The organism is Cytophagales bacterium (assembly GCA_033344775.1).
GTDB lineage: Bacteria > Bacteroidota > Bacteroidia > Cytophagales > Cyclobacteriaceae > JAWPMT01.
Genome location: JAWPMT010000001.1, coordinates 541,607 through 560,473, shown reverse-complemented (window position 1 = coordinate 560,473; position 18,867 = coordinate 541,607). Strand labels below are relative to the sequence as shown.

The 18,867-nt window shown below is 43.1% G+C and carries 17 protein-coding genes; 12 read left to right on the top strand and 5 right to left on the bottom strand.

All coding sequences use genetic code 11. The features are described 5' to 3' along the window. Positions 1-37 precede the first annotated feature (37 nt). A complete protein-coding gene (locus tag R8G66_02245; protein MDW3191147.1) occupies positions 38-2,530 on the top strand; it encodes a response regulator in 2,493 nt (830 codons plus the stop codon). Between the two features lie 9 nt (positions 2,531-2,539). Here the strand turns inward: R8G66_02245 and R8G66_02240 are convergent, their stop codons facing one another. Then, positions 2,540-2,935, bottom strand: coding sequence for a cupin domain-containing protein (locus R8G66_02240; protein MDW3191146.1), 396 nt, complete (start codon positions 2,933-2,935; stop codon positions 2,540-2,542). A gap of 261 nt (positions 2,936-3,196) precedes the next feature. Here R8G66_02240 and R8G66_02235 point away from each other — a divergent pair, with 261 nt between their 5' ends. From R8G66_02235 to R8G66_02225, 3 genes are all read left to right on the top strand, one after another. After that, entirely contained in the window at positions 3,197-3,670 is a 474-nt protein-coding gene (locus R8G66_02235) for a hypothetical protein (protein MDW3191145.1), read from the top strand. 312 nt (positions 3,671-3,982) lie between these two features. Next, positions 3,983-4,318 (top strand): helix-turn-helix transcriptional regulator, encoded by a 336-nt coding sequence (locus R8G66_02230; GenBank protein MDW3191144.1) that lies wholly within the window; start codon positions 3,983-3,985, stop codon positions 4,316-4,318. A 3-nt stretch (positions 4,319-4,321) separates the two neighbouring features. Continuing rightward, positions 4,322-6,898 (top strand): FtsX-like permease family protein, encoded by a 2,577-nt coding sequence (locus R8G66_02225; GenBank protein ID MDW3191143.1) that lies wholly within the window; start codon positions 4,322-4,324, stop codon positions 6,896-6,898. A gap of 227 nt (positions 6,899-7,125) precedes the next feature. Here R8G66_02225 and R8G66_02220 read toward each other — a convergent pair whose 3' ends face one another. Beyond that, positions 7,126-7,887: a hypothetical protein gene (locus R8G66_02220; GenBank protein ID MDW3191142.1), complete on the bottom strand. Its 762-nt coding sequence runs from the start codon at positions 7,885-7,887 to the stop codon at positions 7,126-7,128. Between the two features lie 268 nt (positions 7,888-8,155). Between R8G66_02220 and R8G66_02215 the strand changes: the two genes are divergently transcribed. From R8G66_02215 to R8G66_02205, 3 genes are all read left to right on the top strand, one after another. Continuing rightward, the gene (locus R8G66_02215; protein ID MDW3191141.1) at positions 8,156-9,412 is read left to right on the top strand and encodes an ATP-binding protein; all 1,257 of its coding nucleotides are present in this window, start codon (positions 8,156-8,158) and stop codon (positions 9,410-9,412) included. Then, positions 9,409-9,771 carry a response regulator gene (locus tag R8G66_02210; protein MDW3191140.1) on the top strand — a complete coding sequence of 121 codons (363 nt, stop codon included), beginning with the start codon at positions 9,409-9,411 and terminating at the stop codon, positions 9,769-9,771. The genes R8G66_02215 and R8G66_02210 overlap by 4 nt, the downstream gene beginning before the upstream one ends. 101 nt (positions 9,772-9,872) lie before the next feature. Then, entirely contained in the window at positions 9,873-10,595 is a 723-nt protein-coding gene (locus tag R8G66_02205; GenBank protein MDW3191139.1) for a hypothetical protein, read from the top strand. Positions 10,596-10,625: 30 nt separating this feature from the next. Here R8G66_02205 and R8G66_02200 read toward each other — a convergent pair whose 3' ends face one another. Continuing rightward, positions 10,626-11,639 carry a helix-turn-helix domain-containing protein gene (locus tag R8G66_02200; GenBank protein ID MDW3191138.1) on the bottom strand — a complete coding sequence of 338 codons (1,014 nt, stop codon included), beginning with the start codon at positions 11,637-11,639 and terminating at the stop codon, positions 10,626-10,628. A 120-nt stretch (positions 11,640-11,759) separates the two neighbouring features. Between R8G66_02200 and R8G66_02195 the strand changes: the two genes are divergently transcribed. Beyond that, positions 11,760-12,170 (top strand): cytochrome c, encoded by a 411-nt coding sequence (locus R8G66_02195; GenBank protein ID MDW3191137.1) that lies wholly within the window; start codon positions 11,760-11,762, stop codon positions 12,168-12,170. A gap of 22 nt (positions 12,171-12,192) precedes the next feature. On the opposite strand, the gene R8G66_02190 is transcribed toward R8G66_02195, so the two are convergent. After that, on the bottom strand, positions 12,193-14,823 hold the full coding sequence (locus R8G66_02190) for an ABC transporter permease (GenBank protein MDW3191136.1): 2,631 nt from the start codon (positions 14,821-14,823) through the stop codon (positions 12,193-12,195). A 4-nt stretch (positions 14,824-14,827) separates the two neighbouring features. After that, entirely contained in the window at positions 14,828-15,160 is a 333-nt protein-coding gene (locus R8G66_02185) for a helix-turn-helix transcriptional regulator (protein MDW3191135.1), read from the bottom strand. A 178-nt stretch (positions 15,161-15,338) separates the two neighbouring features. Between R8G66_02185 and R8G66_02180 the strand changes: the two genes are divergently transcribed. From R8G66_02180 to nosZ, 4 genes are all read left to right on the top strand, one after another. Then, a complete protein-coding gene (locus R8G66_02180) occupies positions 15,339-15,752 on the top strand; it encodes an Rrf2 family transcriptional regulator (protein MDW3191134.1) in 414 nt (137 codons plus the stop codon). An 80-nt stretch (positions 15,753-15,832) separates the two neighbouring features. Continuing rightward, entirely contained in the window at positions 15,833-16,300 is a 468-nt protein-coding gene (locus R8G66_02175; GenBank protein MDW3191133.1) for a cytochrome c, read from the top strand. 43 nt (positions 16,301-16,343) lie between these two features. Further along, positions 16,344-16,883 (top strand): fasciclin domain-containing protein, encoded by a 540-nt coding sequence (locus R8G66_02170; protein MDW3191132.1) that lies wholly within the window; start codon positions 16,344-16,346, stop codon positions 16,881-16,883. A 13-nt stretch (positions 16,884-16,896) separates the two neighbouring features. After that, positions 16,897-18,858, top strand: a complete 1,962-nt coding sequence (gene nosZ, locus R8G66_02165; protein MDW3191131.1) for a Sec-dependent nitrous-oxide reductase — start codon at positions 16,897-16,899, stop codon at positions 18,856-18,858. Positions 18,859-18,867: the final 9 nt, after the last annotated feature.

Below are 18,867 nucleotides of genomic sequence, written 5' to 3'. Positions count from 1 at the left end.
TAAGAAATCTCAATTTTTGCCTGTATTGCCATTTGAATTGAGTGCTCTGATAGATTTCCGGTTAACCCTTTGTGCCCTTTTATTGGGTTTGCTTTGTTATGAAGCGAACGCTCAGGATGCCCTTGCAATCGGCAGGGATAACGATGGCCTTTTCAATTTGATGGATCACATTGAAATCCTGGAAGACCCTTCTAATACCTACGAATTAACGGAAGTGATCTTCAAAACGGAGTTTGCCCCACTTTCAGAATACGACAAAGAATTCAATCGGGAGTCAGCCTATTGGGGCAAGATGAACATCATCAATTTTGATAGCACTAAGCTCACCTGGCTCTTGTTCTTTCATCGTAATGATCGGGTTAGGATCTACGATTTTAGGCAGCGTTTAGGTATTCTGGGGAATCAAACAGGATACATGGTGCCTTCATCGGAGAAAATGATGACCAAAGGTTCCTACTACGCCCCGATACAACTTCCTTATGGTGTAGAGAAAAATATCTATTTCAAGATCACCCAGGAGATCCACGAACACAATTTTGAGTTGTTTCAGTTGAAGAGTCCCTTCCGGATGTTGGAAGAATATACAGATCGGTACATCTTCAATATGCTGTTTCAGGGGTTCCTGTGGATCATGGTGCTCTATAACCTGTTGGTCTTCCTGTATTTCCGGGATCGGGCAGGACTGGGATATAGTCTGTATTTAATGTCTATCGCCATCTTTTATCTGATGGTAGAAGGGACGATAAGGGAGCTCATCCTTACGGAAAAGCCATTGCTGTCAAGTTATTTCATCAATGTGCTCTACCTCGCGCCACTTGGCTATTACATGTTTTTAAAGGAATTTCTGGAAACACCGAAAACCGTGCCCTTTTGGGATAAGGTGTTAAGAAACCTGGCCATAGGAAACCTCATCCTTTTCTTTGTCTCTATCAGTGTCTACACGGCGACTTTTGATATGAGGCTGATCATGGACATGTTGCGCATTGTCGTGTTCATTGATATTGTGGCCTTGTTCCTCGCGACCATTGCCATTACATTTTCTAAGCACAAGATGGTCAACTATCTGGTATTAGGCAGTGTGGTGATGGCATTAGGAGCGATGGTCGATATATTTATCTGGGATTCGGGTGAGACCTGGGGTAATTTTGCACGAGTAGGGTTTACGGCAGAGATCTTGTTTTTCTCTCTTGGATTAGGAAAGCGAATGCGCCTGATTGAAGCCGAAAAACGAGAAGCACAGGGGCAATTACTGGATGAGTATAAAAAGCGCACCGAACTCGAAACTCAGCAAAAAGAAGAGCTGGAAAAAGAGGTTGTGGCTCGAACGAGAGAGTTGAAAGTCCAGAATGATCAACTTGAAAAAGCCAAGGGTGAAGCGGAACAGGCGGCCAAAACCAAGTCAGAATTCCTTTCGGTGATGAGCCACGAGATACGTACTCCGATGAATGCGATCATCGGTACCACACATCTTTTGTTGGAAGAGAACCAAAATAAAGGACAGCTGGAAAATCTGAATAGCCTCAAATACGCAGCAGACAGCCTGGTTCAACTGATCAATGATATCCTGGACCTGAATAAGATCGAATCAGGAAAGATTCAGTTGGAAAATGCAGAATTCGATTTCCCTCACCTGATCCATAACATCAATGTGCTGTTTCAGTCTAAGGCACAGGAAAAAACCATCGACTTTCAAGTCAATATTGCCAATGGCATAGATCGCTATTTGCAAGGAGATCCGGGAAGGTTATCGCAGGTACTCAACAACCTGATTAGCAACGCCATCAAGTTTACCAATGAAGGTGAGGTAGTGCTTAGGATCTTCACAGAATCCGAGAATGAAAAGTCGATCGAATTGTGTTTTGAAGTTTCCGATACCGGTGTAGGGATTCCACAGGATAAACTGGAAGCCATTTTTGAGACCTTCACTCAGGCAACCTCAAGTACTACACGTAAATTCGGAGGAACCGGATTAGGCTTGACCATCAGCAAGCGCTTGCTAGAATTACAAGATAGCAACATTCGAGTGGAGAGTGAATTGGGTAAAGGGTCCAAATTCTCATTTTGTCTGAACTTTGAGAAGATCAAGGACCAGGATGCTGCTCGACGAAGCAAAGAAGAGATCGAATACCTGCCATTGGAAGACTTGCATGTATTGGTGGTCGATGACAATGTGATGAATCGCGTAGTACTTGAGCAGTTCCTGCAGAAGTGGCAAGTGGCTTATCATAGTGTCGAAGGTGGAAAAGAAGCGCTTGAGATTATCGAACAACAAACCTTTAACCTAATCTTGCTGGACATTCAGATGCCTGAAATGGATGGGTACGAGGTGACCAGGACCATCAGAGAAAAGAGAGACAGCAATCAGGACATTCCGATTGTGGCCTTATCTGCGGACATCTACTCTAATGTCCACGACAAGATCATTGCCAGTGGCATGGATGATTTTGTATCGAAACCGTTTAAGCCGGACGAGCTATATTTCATCTTGCAGAAGTATCAGGCATTGATGGAAGAAAAGGCCAGGGCATAAGGTTTTTCCTTACTGATCAAAAAATACCAAAAGCTTCAAGTCTTCCTCAATATCGTAGAACCGATGATTGATATCCGCTTTCACGAATAACACGTCGCCTGCTTTGACAGGGCGTTTTTCATCATCTACCTCAAACATGGCTGCTCCGCTGAGGACGTAATAGATTTCATCCGTTTCATGAGGTTGTTGATTGTCCTCGCTACCTGCGTTCAGGAAGTATAAACCAGCAAGTACATTTTCCCCCTGCAAGAAAGGCAACCAGGGTCTGCCAGAGTCTTGTAATTCCTTTTCCAATTGGTCAATGGAAAAAAATGCGCTGTTCATGGTTGGTGATGAGGATTGTTGTGCTGATAAAGATAAGGACATCAAGATCAGGCAGAATAGGGTAGTGGTTAGGTATTTCATGGATAGTGAATAGTTTGTGTATTCGATCAGAAGAATTCCGGTAGACTAAAAAAGACCCATGAATGTTATTTAACTGAGCGTCCCCGGGCCTTTCAAATCCTAATATTACACATTTTGACGAGTCTGTCTGCCAACAAGGCAGGCTCAATGTGACATGCTCTTCTTTATCTTGGTTTTCAGTCAACTTTTTCCGTTTCAAATCCGGGTTACTAAAACAACAGATATTCTACTCAATACCATTAATCGGCTAATATTGCTCTCATGAAAGCAGCCACGATCACGGAAATTAAGAAAGAGCTCAAACAACTACCGGAAGAGCAACTTCATGAGATCATTCTGCGCATGGCCAAATACAAACTGGAAAACAAAGAATTGCTGCATTACCTGTTGTTTGAAGCAGACTATGAGGAAGGCTATATCTCAATGGCCAAAGAAGAGATAGAGGAGGGGCTCAGTGACCTGCATAGCAATCTCTATTACGCCAAAAAGTCCATTCGGAAGACCCTGAGGATCACCCAAAAGTTCATCAAATACTCGAAGAAGAAAGAAACGGAGATCGCACTACTTATTCATTTTTGCAGCACCCTGAAAGACACTGGAGTGTCCTTTGCCAGAAGTACAGCCTTATCCAACCTCTATAACCGACAGCTCATCAAACTCGAAAAAGCCATCAGTGGCTTACACGAAGACCTGCAATTTGACTATCAAGAAGAAATTGAGGAACTAAGGATTTAGTAGTAATTGTATTGGCAATGGTTATTAATTCAAGGGAAAACGAATGCTTAGAATATGCCCTAATAAGCACGTCACCCTAGAATATTATGGCATAAAACTCCGAAAGAAGCTAGAAAATTTCAAGTTGCCTGACCAAGGAATCTCTTTTGCGTGCTTTTCCTGATCTATCAATGAAAAAGAACAGAACATTTTGGCTAGACATGCATTAAAACTGCAAATTGGAATTAAATATATTAACTGCGATTAGGAATTTAATCGGATTAAAACTACTATTGAGAAATTAATCGTTTGTCAGATACGAAAACGTGTGACATGAGGAAGTCCCAACTAGGTGAATTTGAGGAATTGGTTTTGCTGACTATAGCAGCATTGCATGAAGATGCATACGGAGTAGCCATCAAAAATGAGATGGAAACCCGATTGAATCGAGGGATCAGCATCGGAGCTTTACAAACTGCTTTCAAACGACTGGAAGACAAAGGCTTCATTGATTCCAGATTGGGTGAGCCCACACAAAAAAGAGGAGGGAAGCGGAAACGCTATTATCAGATATCTCCCATTGGTGTGCAGACGCTGGAAGAGATCCGTGATGTTAGGTCACAACTTTGGTCTGCCATTCCGCAAGTTGTATTGGACCTCAATAAGTAGGCAATGAATACTCCGAAATGGCCATTAAAGTGGCTGTCCAGGGTGTGGGTGCCAGAACTGGTTGAACACATGATCGGTGATCTCCATGAGATCTATGAAGATCGCCTGGAAACGCGCTCGGTCTTCATGGCCAGATTGCTTTTTTATAGGGACTGCTTTCAATTGTTGCGACCGTATCTGTTCAAGCCTTTTTTTCAACGGTCAAAAACTTACATCATGATTAACAATCACCTAAAAATCGGTTACCGGAATTTACTAAAGTACCGTAACTACAGCCTGATCAACTTATTAGGGTTGTCACTTGGATTAGCGGCATCTATTATACTCTACCGAGTGGTGGATTACGAAAATTCATTTGATTCCTTCCATGTCAAAAAGGACAACCTCTATTTTCTGGCAGAGAACACGGAAGCCTATGGGAGCTATTATCAAACACGAACGCCTGCTGCCGAAAAATTGAAGGAAGACCTTCCGGAAGTTGTACGTGCTTCCAGGTTTTTTTCTCCACATCGTAAATGGCTTACCCATGAAGAGAAGAAACTCAATTATCGATTTACTTATGTGGATGCGGACCTGGCCGACATGTTGACTTTTCAGGTTTTGGAGGGTGATCTCCATGAGGCTTTAAAATCCAAAGATCACATCGTCATATCCATGACTGTAGCTCAGTCGTTTTTTGGTTATGAAGAAGCAGTGGGGCAGGTGCTTACGACAGCTGATGGTGAAAACCAATACATTGTTGGGGCGGTCGTCAATGATTTTCCATCCAATTCAAGTCTGGAGTTTGAAGTGTTGACTTCCTGGGAGCATCATCGGCCTGCCTGGCTTGATGAAGCAGGTGACTGGCACAATACGTTCATGACGGCTTTCGTAGAACTTCGGGAAGGAGTAACACCTTCCATGATCCAAGACAAGCTGAACCAGGTCAGTGTAGCCAATTTTCTGCCTGCAGGAAATCCAGCAGTATTTTATCCAGTCTCGTTCAATGATTTTTATGCGGAATTTGCAGGACAAGCGAGTGTCAGAACCTTGCTGTTGATCATTGCGTTGGCGATTTCATTCATCGCATTCATCAACTTTGTCAACTTGTCAACCGCACAGTCACTGAATAGGGTAAAAGAAGTGGCCATAAGGAAGGTAATGGGTTCCAGAAGGAAGGAGCTGATCTGGCAATTCACCATAGAATCAGTTATGATCTGTTGCCTGGCTATTCTGGTAGCTTTTGTTTTTTCTTATTTTTCGATTCCGCTTGTGAACCAGTATTTTGATTTGGGTATCAGTAGTTCTATGACAGAATTATTGTCATTGTTTCCTGTGTTGATCCTCCTGGCCATTGTTCTTGGTATGATCACTGCACTTTATCCATCCGCCTATCTCATCGGAAGTCAGGTCTCCAATGCTTTGAAAGGTGATTCACAAAGAGGATCTAATAAGATGCTGGTTCAAAAAGTGTTGATCATACTTCAATATGTAGCTTCTATTGTTCTGATAGCGGGAACTATCGTGATCTGGCGGCAAATCGCATTCATGAAGTCTCAAAACCTCAATATTCAGACGGATGAAATCATTGTTGTTAGTCTGGATTATTCTTCGTTTTCATCCTGGGAAAAAGGTGAGCAGGCCATCAAGCGATTGCAACAAGAAGCACGCAATCAAAGTTTTATAAAGCAGGCAGCCCAGATGCAAATGGCGCCGGGTTCTTACAACGAAAATTACAATTCCTTTCAGGATGTAGCCGATGCCAACAACGAAATACACATGCGCCAGGCACCAACCACGGCAGAAGCGGTGGAAGCGCTGGGAATGGAAATCGTGATCGGTCGAAACCTCAATTCGGAAATGGCCAGTGACTCAACATCGGTATTGATCAACGAAAGTGCATACGAAGTTTATGGTTGGTCGGACCTGAACAACAAGCGTATCAAACCGAGTGGAGATGGTGAAACCTATCAGGTGGTAGGGGTGGTCAAAGATTATCACTATCAGGGTTTAGTGAATGAAATAGAGCCAATTATTCACTGGAACATGGGAAAAGAGGGAACGGGGTGGCATCTGTTGGTCCGATATGAACCGGGGCAGGCCGAGCAAACGGTTGACTATCTTAAAGAAGCCTGGTCTAACAGTGGTTCGTTCATCGCATTGAATTATTACTTTTTGGATGGGGCCTATGATGATCTGTATCGGGAGCAAGAGAAAATAGGGTCGATTGCTACGGCATTCGCCTTAATTGCGATTGTGTTAGCAACTCTGGGATTGTTCGCTTTGGCTTCTTACCTGATCCGCAGAAGACGAAAAGAGATTGGTATTCGGAAAGTGATGGGAGCCACGATTCAGCAAATCACGATGCACCTGTCCAAAAGCTTTCTGCTGTGGGTATTCATTGCTCTGGTAATTGCTGTTCCAATCATCAATTACTCAGCCAATCAGTTTCTGGCAGATTTTGCATTCAGGACGAGCCCTGGAATAGATATCTATCTGATTGCAGCAATGATTGCCATTTTTATGGCTTTCGTGAGTGTTGGTATCAGGTCTTATTCGGCGGCTTCCGATGATCCGGTGAATTCGCTGAGGGATGAGTGATTTAAAGCAAATCCCCTTGGTCAGGTACCCTTCAACGCCATGAAGCTAAGGTTGAAATTTCTATTCACAGAAGTCATTCCATTAATGGAAACTTTGAGAGTCAGTAATAGACATATCATATTTAAGCAAAGACTCCCTCAGCCGTACGCGGAAGCGGAGTGACCTTAGCTAAATGGCATTTCGGGGTACATCGTAAATGACGATTTAATTCAATCGGAGATCAAGAATCAAGGCGCAGTGCCGAATTTTTCGAAAAATGCGGAGGCATCTTTTAAATCACTGTAACCCAGGATGAACATGATTTCACAGGTGTCTGAAAAATCCAGGCCTCCTTTTGCGACAGCTTCATTGTTATAGCGTCCTTCCTTGCCATTGTACTGACTGCCCAGTTCAATAGCAAGGTTCCAGATTTCAATCAGCTCTTCATCATTTACTGATGATTGCCAGTTCACGGCCTCTTCCGAACGGAATCCGGGAGTTCCATTTCCTACAGCATTTCCATCAGGGATCTTGTGGTATTGGATATTATTTTTGACGTATTTTAAGTTCTCAGGAGTCGTTACCTCTTCATTCCAGTCACTGTGCTGCACCACGTGAATGCGCGCCAGAATTTCAAAGTCGGTGATTTCTTTTTGAATATGCTCGACTACTGAGGCGGAAAAATCCGACTGTCCACCTTCTGCAAACCATACGTGTCCCTTCTTTTTTAAAGTTTTTAAGGCCAAATCTCTGACCTTATAAACAGCTTGCCGGAAATTGGCATGAGCATCCGACCAATTTTTGTCAAAAGCCAATTGAAACAGATCATTGGGAGGAACATAAAGTCCTTCCTGTGTTCCATAGGTGCCAGCCACTGCGTGATACTTAAGCTTCTTGAATTGGGGCATTTTTAAGAGGGTGGCAAATGCTGCCACAGAATGCAAATCGTCGACATCCGTTTTGCAATCATAATTCGCTATCAACAGGTCACGTCCTACCTCAAATTTCACTTGCGCTTTTGTCTGATGAGATAAGGTCAGGAGGGAGGATACAAGTAGCAATATAGAAAGCCTTTGAATTGAGGAAACTTTAGCCTGCATATCGTTTGATTACGTTAAATGGAAGGTTTGATGGTGAGGTTAAAGATAGAGAATCCCTGAAATACCTGATGAGTTTCCTATTAGGAAGGACCATGTTCCTTTTAGGCTGGGCTAGCATGGATTATGGTGCTTACTCAATAAGATAGTTGTATCATTGTAGTTCTTTAAAACGTAGTTTTTGAGCAAAAGAAATTATCTAAAAAGACAGCAAAGCTTCTATCTGTTTTTAATGATAGCTGCCTACGCGACCACCATTGGCTTCGGGAGTTATTATTATCAATTGGGGATTGAAGAAATCTATCTACCCACATTCGGGGCGTTTGTATTATTCGTTGTTTATGGAATAGTTTCTTTCTTTTACAATAACCTGGTCGTTTTATTCAGGCTTTCGATCATCACGGCTACGCTAGCCTTTATTAATCAGATTTGGTATTCCGGAGGTATTTTATCTCCGGGAGTTTTCGAATTAATCATTCCGCCCTTGTTGGCTTTTTTCTATCGCCCGGTATCTGATCGGTTTATTTTTATGGGCGCTTGTTTTTTGATCCTGATCGCTTTCTTGCCCCTCACGAATTTAGGGTATTCTGAATCGTTAATACCCGAGTCAGCATATAACGTGCACGCCTTGCTGTGCGGTATTTTAGTGTTCATCATTGTGTCCATCTTCACCGTCCTGTTTAGAACCGCAATTGTGGATAAGAATCGAAAATTGGGCACCTCCATGAGCCAATTAAAAGATACGACGCAAAAGTTGATCCATTCAGAGAAAATGGCTTCGTTGGGGATGCTATCAGCAGGTGTAGCACATGAGATCAATAATCCATTGAACTTTATAAGAGGAGGGATTGAGCTGCTTGAACGAGACTTAAAATCAGCGCAGGGAAATCAGAAGGAACTGGATGCTTCCTTCAATGTGATCAAAGAAGGTTTGACGCGGGCTTCAGTTATTGTTAATAGCCTGAGTCACTTCAGTCGCCAGACCGACGCTATGAATGAGACATGTGATATTCACGCTATTCTGGACAATACGGTAGTGATGTTACAGCATAAGCTTAAATACAAGGGTACATTAGTTAAAAGTTATGATGATCAACCTGCTATAATTACTGGGAACGAAGGTCGGTTGCATCAGGCTTTTCTCAATTTCATTTCCAACGCCGAAGAAGCCATTGATGAAGAAGGGACCATTGAACTCCATACCGAAGTGAGTAACGATGGCCTGGATGTGCTGATCAAAGATGATGGAGTAGGTATCCGTCGTGAGTACCTGGATAAAATCAGTGATCCTTTTTTCACGACCAAACCTGTAGGCGAAGGCACCGGTCTTGGGCTGGCGATTTCTTATCGGATCATACAAGATCATGGTGGTCGTGTACATGTCTATTCAAAACCTGGTGAAGGCACCTGTTTTACGATTAATTTTACGCAATCATGAAGACAGTGCTATTTGTAGATGATGAGGAAATGAACCTCTTTATCCTGAATCGGTTATTCAGCAATGATTTTAATGTGATCACGGCCAGCTCTGCCGCTGAAGGCATTGAAGTGATCAAAGAACAATTGGACGAGATCGATGTGGTGGTCACGGATTTAAAAATGCCAGAAGTCAGTGGATTGCAAATGCTCAATGAAGTGGAGGATTTGCTGCAAGAAAAACCAAAGTTCTTGCTTACCGGATACAATTATCATGCGGAAATAGATGAGGCACTGGCCAGTAAAAAGATCACCGGAGTTTTTAAGAAACCATTCGATTTCGAAGAGATCCGTGGGGTTTTGCAGGAACAGTTTAAATGACTGATTTTCAGGCCTCCTGAAATGACATTTCTTTATTTTTCACAAAACTCCAATGTCAATTCTGGGTATGTTTGTTGTAGGCGCAACATTGACAAAAACTCATGAAAGCCAACTTTTCAAAAATCCTGATTGAATTCATTTCCATTGTATTTGCTGTCTTATTGGCATTGGTTCTCAATCAGTGGCGTGAAAACGAAGCGACGAAAAAGAAGGTATTCCGGGTCGTTGAAAACATTCACCAGGAAATTATACGAAATGATTCTCTGGTCCGATGGTCGCTGAATTATCGACTGAATCTTCTGAAAGAAATAGAAGAAGGGGATCATCGAATCGCCTCCATTCCGGTAGCTAGTTTGGAAATTGATACCGAGGATGATCAGGCGCTGGCTCAAGAAATCAAAACTGCCTTGTTGTTTAACAGTCATTCTTACAAAGAACGTGTAGAAGTCAGAAGGTCTGATGACCAACGAATACTGATTCTGGGAGAAAGTGTTTTTGAGATTGAATCGCGAAACGATACAATTTTCGTTCTTGGCGTAGGTAGCATTCATTTGCGTTCGGCTGATATAAGTCTGAATTCCTTTCAAATTGCCCAGGTTACAGGAGTTTTGGTAGAGCTGGATCTTGAACTTGTGGAAGAACTAAGTCGCTTAAACACATTGATTGAGAACTATCAGGCGACCAGTGGAGATGCCATTAATTACATTTATCGAGGTAATCAATTAGCAGTAATTTCTTCTATGCAGGACATGGCCTACTTTGAAGGGAAAATCGTTGAGGGTAATGAGCGGGTGCTGAATCTATTAGTCAGTAAATCGGACTAGACCAACCCATGTAGAAAATTAAGTCCGCGTTCATTTTCCATTTCGATATTCCGTAGGAGTTTTCTCATTCACTTTCTTAAAGGTGGTGTAGAAGGCAGATAGAGTGCTGAATCCACTCTCGTAGGCAATGGCTTCTACGGTATAGTGGCTCTTACTCGCATCAGTAAGGAGTTGTTCTGCTTTATGGATTCTTAAGTCATTGAGAATCTCAGGAAAACTTCTTTCGAAATGTGTATTGATCGCTTGAGAAGCTAAATATGCAGGAACATTGAGTTCCTTGGCTATAGTCGCTACAGTTAATGATGAATTGGTGAAAACATGTTCCTTTCGAATTAGGATTTCAATCTGTTGGCCTAGTTCCAGGAGCTGCAATTTTTTATCGCGTTTCTTCGGTTCGGCCATAAACAGCTTTACCCGTTTGATCGATAAAATCGTTATAGCATACAAAACAAAAGTTGCTCCCACAATGATGCCTTGATAGACCGTAGCATCAAAGAAGAAAGATTGTGCATGAAACAAGAAGAGCAAAATCATCATTCCGATCAAAAATTGTTGGGTCCACTTCCATCTGTCCTGATCAGTTGCCAACTGGACCTTATGCTTTTTCAATCGGAATAAGTTTGCGACTACATAAATCGTCAGGCTAAGTAAAGCCAGGGTGTATAAGCTAAAAATGATATAAACATTGACAAATGGCGTGGACAGCAGAATCAGTAGGGCAGGTATAAAATGTAATCGTTGGGATTTATGCCACATAAACGAAGGATGCCATAGCGCAATTAAATAAAAGTGTACTAATGGTCCTGTAGCAGCAAAAGCGACGGCCCCAAGGTAAATGCCTATGGATTCAATCGTCGGATAGATCAATCCGGCGAGGCAGGCCACCATTCTTAGCGCCAACAAGAGTAGAGTCGCCGAAAGTAGTTGATTGGACTTCTTTTTACTAAGCTTTAGCAGGACCACTCCTAGAAAGCAGCAATGGACAACTGCTGCAGCTCCAATCAATAGCGGCCACAAATCATTGAATGATAGAACTTCTGACATACTCGAGAATTGAGGACAAAGTAGTTCAAAATTCGTAAGTCAGGTGTTCTGATTTGCAAATCAGAATACCCTGAAGTTTTCTCGGTGCTACGTTTGGAATAAACTCAATAAATCTGTGTCATGCTCAAAAAGAAAATTATCCGTCGACTTTCCATTCTGATGATATCCATCTCCCTGGCCTTACTCTCTATCGTTTTACTGACCGTTTTTGAATATACGGCCGTTGCAGAGGTCAGGGAGCACTTTACCGAAGTAGACCAACAAGACACCCTGGCCTACGGCAAACTCTTGTTTGAAACCAGGGGCTGTGCTAGCTGCCATTCCATTGAACCGGAAATAGAAAGCCTGGCCCCAAACTTGTATGGCGTTTCCTCAAGGCAAACGGAGGAGTACATCAGAGAGTCCATTGTTGATCCGGATGCTGAGATTGTTTCTGGCTATGAAGACGTGATCATGCCTGACTTTAGTCAGATTTTAGATGAAGATCAGATCAATGCCCTTGTGGGGTATGTCATCACTTTTGGAAAGTGACCCTGGTTTATGGTGGAAATGGTTATTCATCTCTGAGAAACTCCGATGGTTTTTGAACAGAGACTCGTCGAACCTGCGTGCATACCGCCAATGCAGCGATCAGCAATACGATCACAAAGCCTGAAGAAATTTCCAGTAAACCGATATCAATACGGTGAAAAAAGGACTGCAATAACATTTCATCCACGACATGTAATGCCACCGGAACTGCCAGGATGGTGGCAAGGCTGATCATGATTAGAAATCCTTTTGAAAGTAGTAGGATCAGGCTCTGGGTATTGGCTCCCAGTACTTTTCGAATACTTATTTCTTTCAATCGGCTTTCAAGGGTATATATCGCAATGCCAATCAATCCTAATGTAGAAATGGAAATCGCCAGGAATGCCAGCAGAGAGATGAGCGTATAGCTCGATTGGAGTTGCTGATAATTGGACGCCAGTTGGTCATCGTATAGCTGTGCATTGAACGGATGTACAAGGTCATATTTTTGATAATATTTTTCAAGTAATGTCATGGTGGCCAGTAAGTCGTCCGTCGCAATTTTTAGTCCCAGCGTGCCTTTTTGACCGGAAGCCATTGGAAAAAAGACAAATGGGGCTGGCATTTGGAAATCCAGTGATACACCCATGAAATCACTTACTACACCTTGAATACTAACAATGGTCTGTTGGTCGTCTCTTAGTCTTACTTTGGTTCCAATGGCATTTTCGGCAGTATCAAGATTCAGTGCCTTTAGGAAAGACTGGTTGACGATGATTGAATTTGCACTGTCAGTTTTGAAGAAAACTGAGCCCTCAACAGGCGTAAACTCATGTAAGTCAAAGTAGTTTCCGCCAACGTAATTGCAGGAATACATGGTCGTATCCTGGAAGTCCTCAGAGATAGCATTTCCAAATTGCCCACCACGTAATCCTAATACTGCTTGTGATCGAGCAGTGCTAAGCACTTGTGGTAAAGACTTGTAGTCTTGTTCCAGTAGCTCCATGTAATCTCCGTGGATATTTACGTTGACGATGTTTTCGGTTTGGAATCCCAGATCATAATGGATGGCAAACTTGTATTGCTGATACACCATGACAGCACACATGATCAAACCGATGGATAGGCTAAATTGGAAGGTGATCAATACCTTTCGCGCACTCATGCCTGGAAGCAGTTTAATCTTTCCGGCATCATTGAGCAACAGGCTTGTCTTAAGTCTGGATAGGATCCAGGAAGGGAAAAACCCAGCTATGAGACCAATGATCAACGCGAACAAGGTGAAATAACTGATCTTGATCCAGGATAGGTTCAATAAGAAGAAAGACCTATCCTGTAACAAGTCATTCACCTGGGACAATAATAATGGCCTGGCAATGAGAAAAAGTGCGATTCCCAGTATCAAAGCCAGCAATGAAACCAAAATAGCTTCTACAATGAGTTGTGTAAAGAGCTGGGAGCGGGTTGCTCCGTTCACCTTTCTTATACTGATCTCTTTTAGTCGTCTCAGGGAACGTCCGAGTGAGAGGTTGGTGTAATTAAAGCAGGCAGATAATAAGACAATGAGAGTTAAACCTACCATCATGTCAACGTTACGGGATGAAAAAGTAGGCCCATTGGCATTCATCTTGGCGCCGGTAATGAAACTACCCATGGGTTCCAGTGTGTGTTTGACCCTTGACATATCATACGGGTGTTCCGCCAGTAGCGCAGCTATTTTTGTTGCTACTTCCTCCACATCAGCGTGATCATTCAATAATAAGTAGACATAATTTTCAAAGGTGTTATTTGGATTGCTCCTGAATTGCGTGCTGATCATGGGATTGGATTGCATGGGTAACACGATATCAAAATCCAGATAAGAATTGGCAGGTGGGTCTTTCAGAATTCCGGTAACCAGGCCTTTATTAAAATTTCCCAGACCTGCCAGGTCAACCCATTGCCCTATAGGATCAGTATCAGGAAAGAGCTTATTGGCTGCAGAGGCCGTCAGTAAGACGGATTCAGGTTGGTCAAGCGCGGATTGCGGATGTCCAATTTGTAAAGGATAAGAAAGTATGTCTAAAAAAGAAGGAGTCGCATAGAAACCGGATAACGCCACGCGCTTATCGGAAAAAGTTACATCAGCTTTGAATCGCCAACTCATCACCGCAACCTTTTCGACTTCAGGAATTTCTGATTTGGCCTGATCCGCGACAAAATAGGAGGCGGTTGCCAGGTGATCAATTTGATCTCCCATAAGGCCGGGTTGGGTAGTGGTTACTCGATATATCTGGTCTTTCTGCTCATGAAAGTCATCAACACTGTATAGTTCGGATAAGAATACGATTATCATGATCCCCACCGACATGCTGATGGCCAGGCCTACCGCGTTGATGATCGTGAATAGGGGGTTGCGTTTGAGGTTTCTGCACGAAGTTTTGAAATGATTCTTGAACATGCCGTAAGGATTGAGTTGGTAATTACCTTCAAGTTGTTTTAAGAGCGTAGGGCGCAGGATCGTCAAGGCGTCTCTTATGTAGAGGAGTCTTGCCTTAAGCGCTCCATGTTTTTTCAGATTTCTTTCATACAATTCATATAAATCACCCTGCACGATTTCGAAGACCTCATGCTTGCATATGCCTGATATGAACCAGTCAAGCAACAGAGGAGGAGTTGTTTTGGAAGACTTCATTCAATTAGCTGTTTTTAAGGTTAAGGCCAGGGATTTTTGAGGAGAAAGCTGTTCTTAGCTCATGAGCAGCTTCCAGTGCTTTTTTCCCGGAGGAAGACAGTTGGAAATACCTTTTTCTACGGCCACCTCTTTCGTTTGTAGCCCCACCGTCTTCTGAAGTCAAGTAGCCTTTTCCTTCCAGCCGATAAAGGGCAGAGTGCAGGGAGCCAATACTGGGGGCTCGTCCTGTTTGTTCCACTAATGCATCCTTAATGGTTACGCCATAAGCATTGTCACCAAGCGAGCCCACGGCAAGCAGTACCAATTCTTCAAAAGCGCCAAGATTTGTATCCTTCATATAATTCCGGTTTGCAAAACAAATATGAATTATTTATTTCCGGTTTGCAAAGGAAATGGAATTTTTAATGACGAAATAAGACATTTGTTGGAAGAATAAGTTTAATTAAGAATAAAAGACCTTTTACTCTTTTATTTAAATTATTTGATTATCTTTATGGCCAATAAGGAGGGAGGATATGTTTTCAAGAGCTTGTGAGTATGCGATTAAAATCATGATTTACATCGCTTCTAATCAGCAGGAAAATAGAAAAACGGGATTAAAAGAAGTGACGGAGGCCATTGGATCTCCAGAAGCTTTTACGGCAAAAATATTGCAGCAGCTAGTGAAGAGTGGTTTGTTAGAATCGTATAAAGGTCCTTCAGGTGGGTTTTTACTTAGCCAAAGAGAGGTCAAACTGCGTGATATTGTTGCAACAATAGATGGCAATAAACTCATGGAAAAGTGTGTACTTGGATTTGATGAATGTGGGAGTGAAAATCCATGCCCGGTACACGACAAGTTTGCATTAGTGAGGCGACAGATAAATGAAACGCTGTTATCCATTGATGTTAGGGATCAATCCCTGGGTCAGAAATTAGTTGATAAATAAAAATTTTGTTCAAATAAAGGATAAAATGATCCTTTTATCCTTAATAGAAAAATCAATTTCAAAATCAATCATTGACGCTTATGAATGAACTGAAAACCTATTTGTGGACATCCCTGATTGTGCTCCTGATATACGCATGTGGAGGAGGGCAAAGTCGCATTGATAAAATCAAGGAACAATCCGTGGCAAAGCCTGAGGATCCGTTTGTCGCATGGCAATCCAATCATGGCGTGGGTCCGGTTGCAGCATTTGAGTTGCCGATGGAAATTGATGCTGTTCTGGCTGCAGAAGGTCAGGCAGTATTTGAAGGCAAGTGCAGTGCATGTCATAAGCCAGCAAAGCGATTCATAGGCCCGCCACCAAAAGGAATTCTGGAAAACAGGACACCAGCCTGGATCATGAACATGATCTTGAATCCTGAGGAGATGGTCAAGAATGACCCAATGGCTAAACAATTGTTGATCGAATTCAATGGATCTCCAATGGCCAATCAAAACCTAACCCAAGAGGAAGCCCGTGCTGTACTCGAATACTTTAGAACACTATGAACCTAAAAATAATGATATGAAACCCTTAAATCTGTTTATGCTAATGATAACAAGCATACTGATCGTATGGTCTTGTGGTTCTTCAACTGAGCAATCGTCGGAAGCTGCGCAATCACCGATTTCACATCCCAGAGGTCAGGCTTCTGTTGCCGATGATGAATCCGATGCTAATATCCTACAGGTAGCCATGTCGTCGGAGGCGCACACGACACTGGTCGCAGGTGTCAAAGCGGCGGAGATTGAACATGTTTTAGTGAACGCCGGTCCATTAACAGTTTTCGCTCCTACGAATGATGCTTTTGATGCGCTTCCTGCGGGAACATTGGATGATCTGTTAAAACCAGAAAACAAGAGCACTTTGGCCTCGATCATTACCCGGCATGCTGCTCCCGGGTCTTACGATCAGGAGAGTTTGATCAAAGAAGCAGCACGTGGTAGAAAGTTATACATGGCCACTGGAGATTATTTGGAAGTGGTCGTGTCAGGAGATGAAATAACAGTAGGCGGGGCCAAGGTGCTCGCTACCATCCAAACGTCAAACGGCGTGATCAACGTAGTGGATCAAGTCATTTTACCTCAATAAATCTGTCTTAATTATGAAAATCAATAGATATATATCGACGTTTATCATCTTGATAAGCATTTTGGCTTTGGCCACCTCCTGCGGCAATGGAGGAAGTTCTTCTGGTGCGTTGGGGACGAGTATGGCAGAACGGTCTTTTGTTCCCCCCGGAGAGCATGATGAATTTTATGCTTTTATATCAGGCGGATACAGCGGTCAGCTCTCGGTTTATGGCCTTCCCTCCGGCCGATTGTTCAGAGTAGTTCCAGTATTTTCCGTAGATGCAGAAAAGGGATATGGTTTCAATGAGGAAACAAAACCCTTGCTTGAAACTTCTTTTGGTCCTGTTCCCTGGGATGATGCTCATCACCCGGACCTTTCACAAACCAATGGAAAAGTAGATGGAAGGTGGTGTTTCATCAATGGCAATAACACGCCCCGGATCGCGAGGGTGAGTCTTTCCACTTTTGAGACGGAAGAAATCATGGAGATTCCCAATAGTGCAGGAAATCACAGTTCGTCCTTTGTTACTGAAAATACCGAGTATGTAGTAGCAGGTACCCGCTTTGCCGTACCGGTTCCACAAAGGGATATCCCGATCGATGAGTATAAGGGCAACTTCAAAGGTGCATTGTCTTTCTTGAAGGTGGATCAAGAATCAGGCAGAATGGATTTGGCCTTTCAAGTAATGATGCCTGGTTTCAATTTCGATTTGGCACATCCAGGCAGAAAGAAATCGCATGGCTGGATGTTCTTCTCCACCTACAATACGGAAGAAGCAAGTACCCTGTTAGAAGTCAATGCTTCACAAAACGACAAAGATTTTATCGCAGCCATCAACTGGAAAAAAGCGGAAGAACTCATCGCGAATGGTGATTATGACGTAATGGAGAGCAGTTATGCTCACAATGTCTATGACGAGTCGACCCATATGGCCACCTCTACTATGAAGAAGGAAGTTAAGGTACTCGATCCGTCAAAGTATCCTGGCTTGGTCTATTTTCTTCCTACACCGAAATCACCTCATGGTTGCGACGTTGACCCGACTGGTGAATACATCATTGGAAGTGGAAAATTGTCAGCGTCGCTAACTGCCCATTCCTTCACCAAGATGTTAGATGCGATACAAAACCAGCGCTTTGACGGGGATGCATATGGTATTCCCATTATCAATTACGATGATGTTGTCGCAGGAGTGGTGCAGCAAGCTGGATTAGGGCCGCTACATACGGAATTTGATAGCCGAGGCAATGCCTATACTACCTTCTTCATCAGTTCCGAAGTGGTCAAGTGGAAGGTTGGCACGTGGGAAGTATTGGATCGACAAGCCACTTACTATTCGGTAGGACACCTCATGATTCCGGGGGGAAACTCTCAAGAGCCATTTGGGAAGTATCTGGTCGCCATGAACAAGATCACTAAAGATCGCTATCTCCCGACAGGGCCGGAACTGGCCCATTCCGCTCAACTCTATGACATTTCAGGGGATAAAATGGAGTTGATCCTGGATTTTCCCACCATCGGTGAACCACATTATGCCGCAGGTGCTCCGGCTAACTTGATCAAGCCTAATCAGACAAAGTTTTATGAGCTGGAGGAAAATAACCATCCTTATGTTGCAAGAAGTGAACGTGAAGCCCGAGTGGAACGCGATGGTCAAGAAGTACACATCTATATGACCACCATTAGAAGTCATTTTGCTCCTGATAATATTGAAGGGATCAAAGTAGGTGATAAGGTGTTTTTTCATGTCACCAATCTCGAACAAGACTATGACGTCCCTCATGGTATCAGCATGATAGGGGCAAACACCGCTGAATTATTGATCATGCCAGGCCAAACCGAAACGTTCATCTGGGAACCTAAGAAGGAAGGAGTTTGGCCGTTCTATTGTACAGATTTCTGCTCCGCATTACATCAAGAGATGCAGGGGTATGTGAGGGTTTCGGCACGTGATTCGGATGTTCCGTTGAGCTGGAGTCTCGATGGAGAATGAGCAAGATCA

Excerpts from the sequence above, each read along its gene's own strand:
- R8G66_02175 (MDW3191133.1), top strand. The coding sequence starts at position 15,833 with ATGAATGAACTGAAAACCTATTTGTGGACATCCCTGATTGTGCTCCTG.
- R8G66_02210 (MDW3191140.1), top strand. The coding sequence starts at position 9,409 with ATGAAGACAGTGCTATTTGTAGATGATGAGGAAATGAACCTCTTTATC.
- R8G66_02195 (MDW3191137.1), top strand. The coding sequence starts at position 11,760 with ATGCTCAAAAAGAAAATTATCCGTCGACTTTCCATTCTGATGATATCC.
- R8G66_02225 (MDW3191143.1), top strand. The coding sequence starts at position 4,322 with ATGAATACTCCGAAATGGCCATTAAAGTGGCTGTCCAGGGTGTGGGTG.
- R8G66_02170 (MDW3191132.1), top strand. The coding sequence starts at position 16,344 with ATGATAACAAGCATACTGATCGTATGGTCTTGTGGTTCTTCAACTGAG.
- R8G66_02180 (MDW3191134.1), top strand. The coding sequence starts at position 15,339 with ATGTTTTCAAGAGCTTGTGAGTATGCGATTAAAATCATGATTTACATC.
- R8G66_02230 (MDW3191144.1), top strand. The coding sequence starts at position 3,983 with ATGAGGAAGTCCCAACTAGGTGAATTTGAGGAATTGGTTTTGCTGACT.
- R8G66_02200 (MDW3191138.1), bottom strand. The coding sequence starts at position 11,639 with ATGTCAGAAGTTCTATCATTCAATGATTTGTGGCCGCTATTGATTGGA.
- R8G66_02190 (MDW3191136.1), bottom strand. The coding sequence starts at position 14,823 with ATGAAGTCTTCCAAAACAACTCCTCCTCTGTTGCTTGACTGGTTCATA.
- R8G66_02235 (MDW3191145.1), top strand. The coding sequence starts at position 3,197 with ATGAAAGCAGCCACGATCACGGAAATTAAGAAAGAGCTCAAACAACTA.
- R8G66_02185 (MDW3191135.1), bottom strand. The coding sequence starts at position 15,160 with ATGAAGGATACAAATCTTGGCGCTTTTGAAGAATTGGTACTGCTTGCC.
- nosZ (MDW3191131.1), top strand. The coding sequence starts at position 16,897 with ATGAAAATCAATAGATATATATCGACGTTTATCATCTTGATAAGCATT.
- R8G66_02205 (MDW3191139.1), top strand. The coding sequence starts at position 9,873 with ATGAAAGCCAACTTTTCAAAAATCCTGATTGAATTCATTTCCATTGTA.
- R8G66_02240 (MDW3191146.1), bottom strand. The coding sequence starts at position 2,935 with ATGAAATACCTAACCACTACCCTATTCTGCCTGATCTTGATGTCCTTA.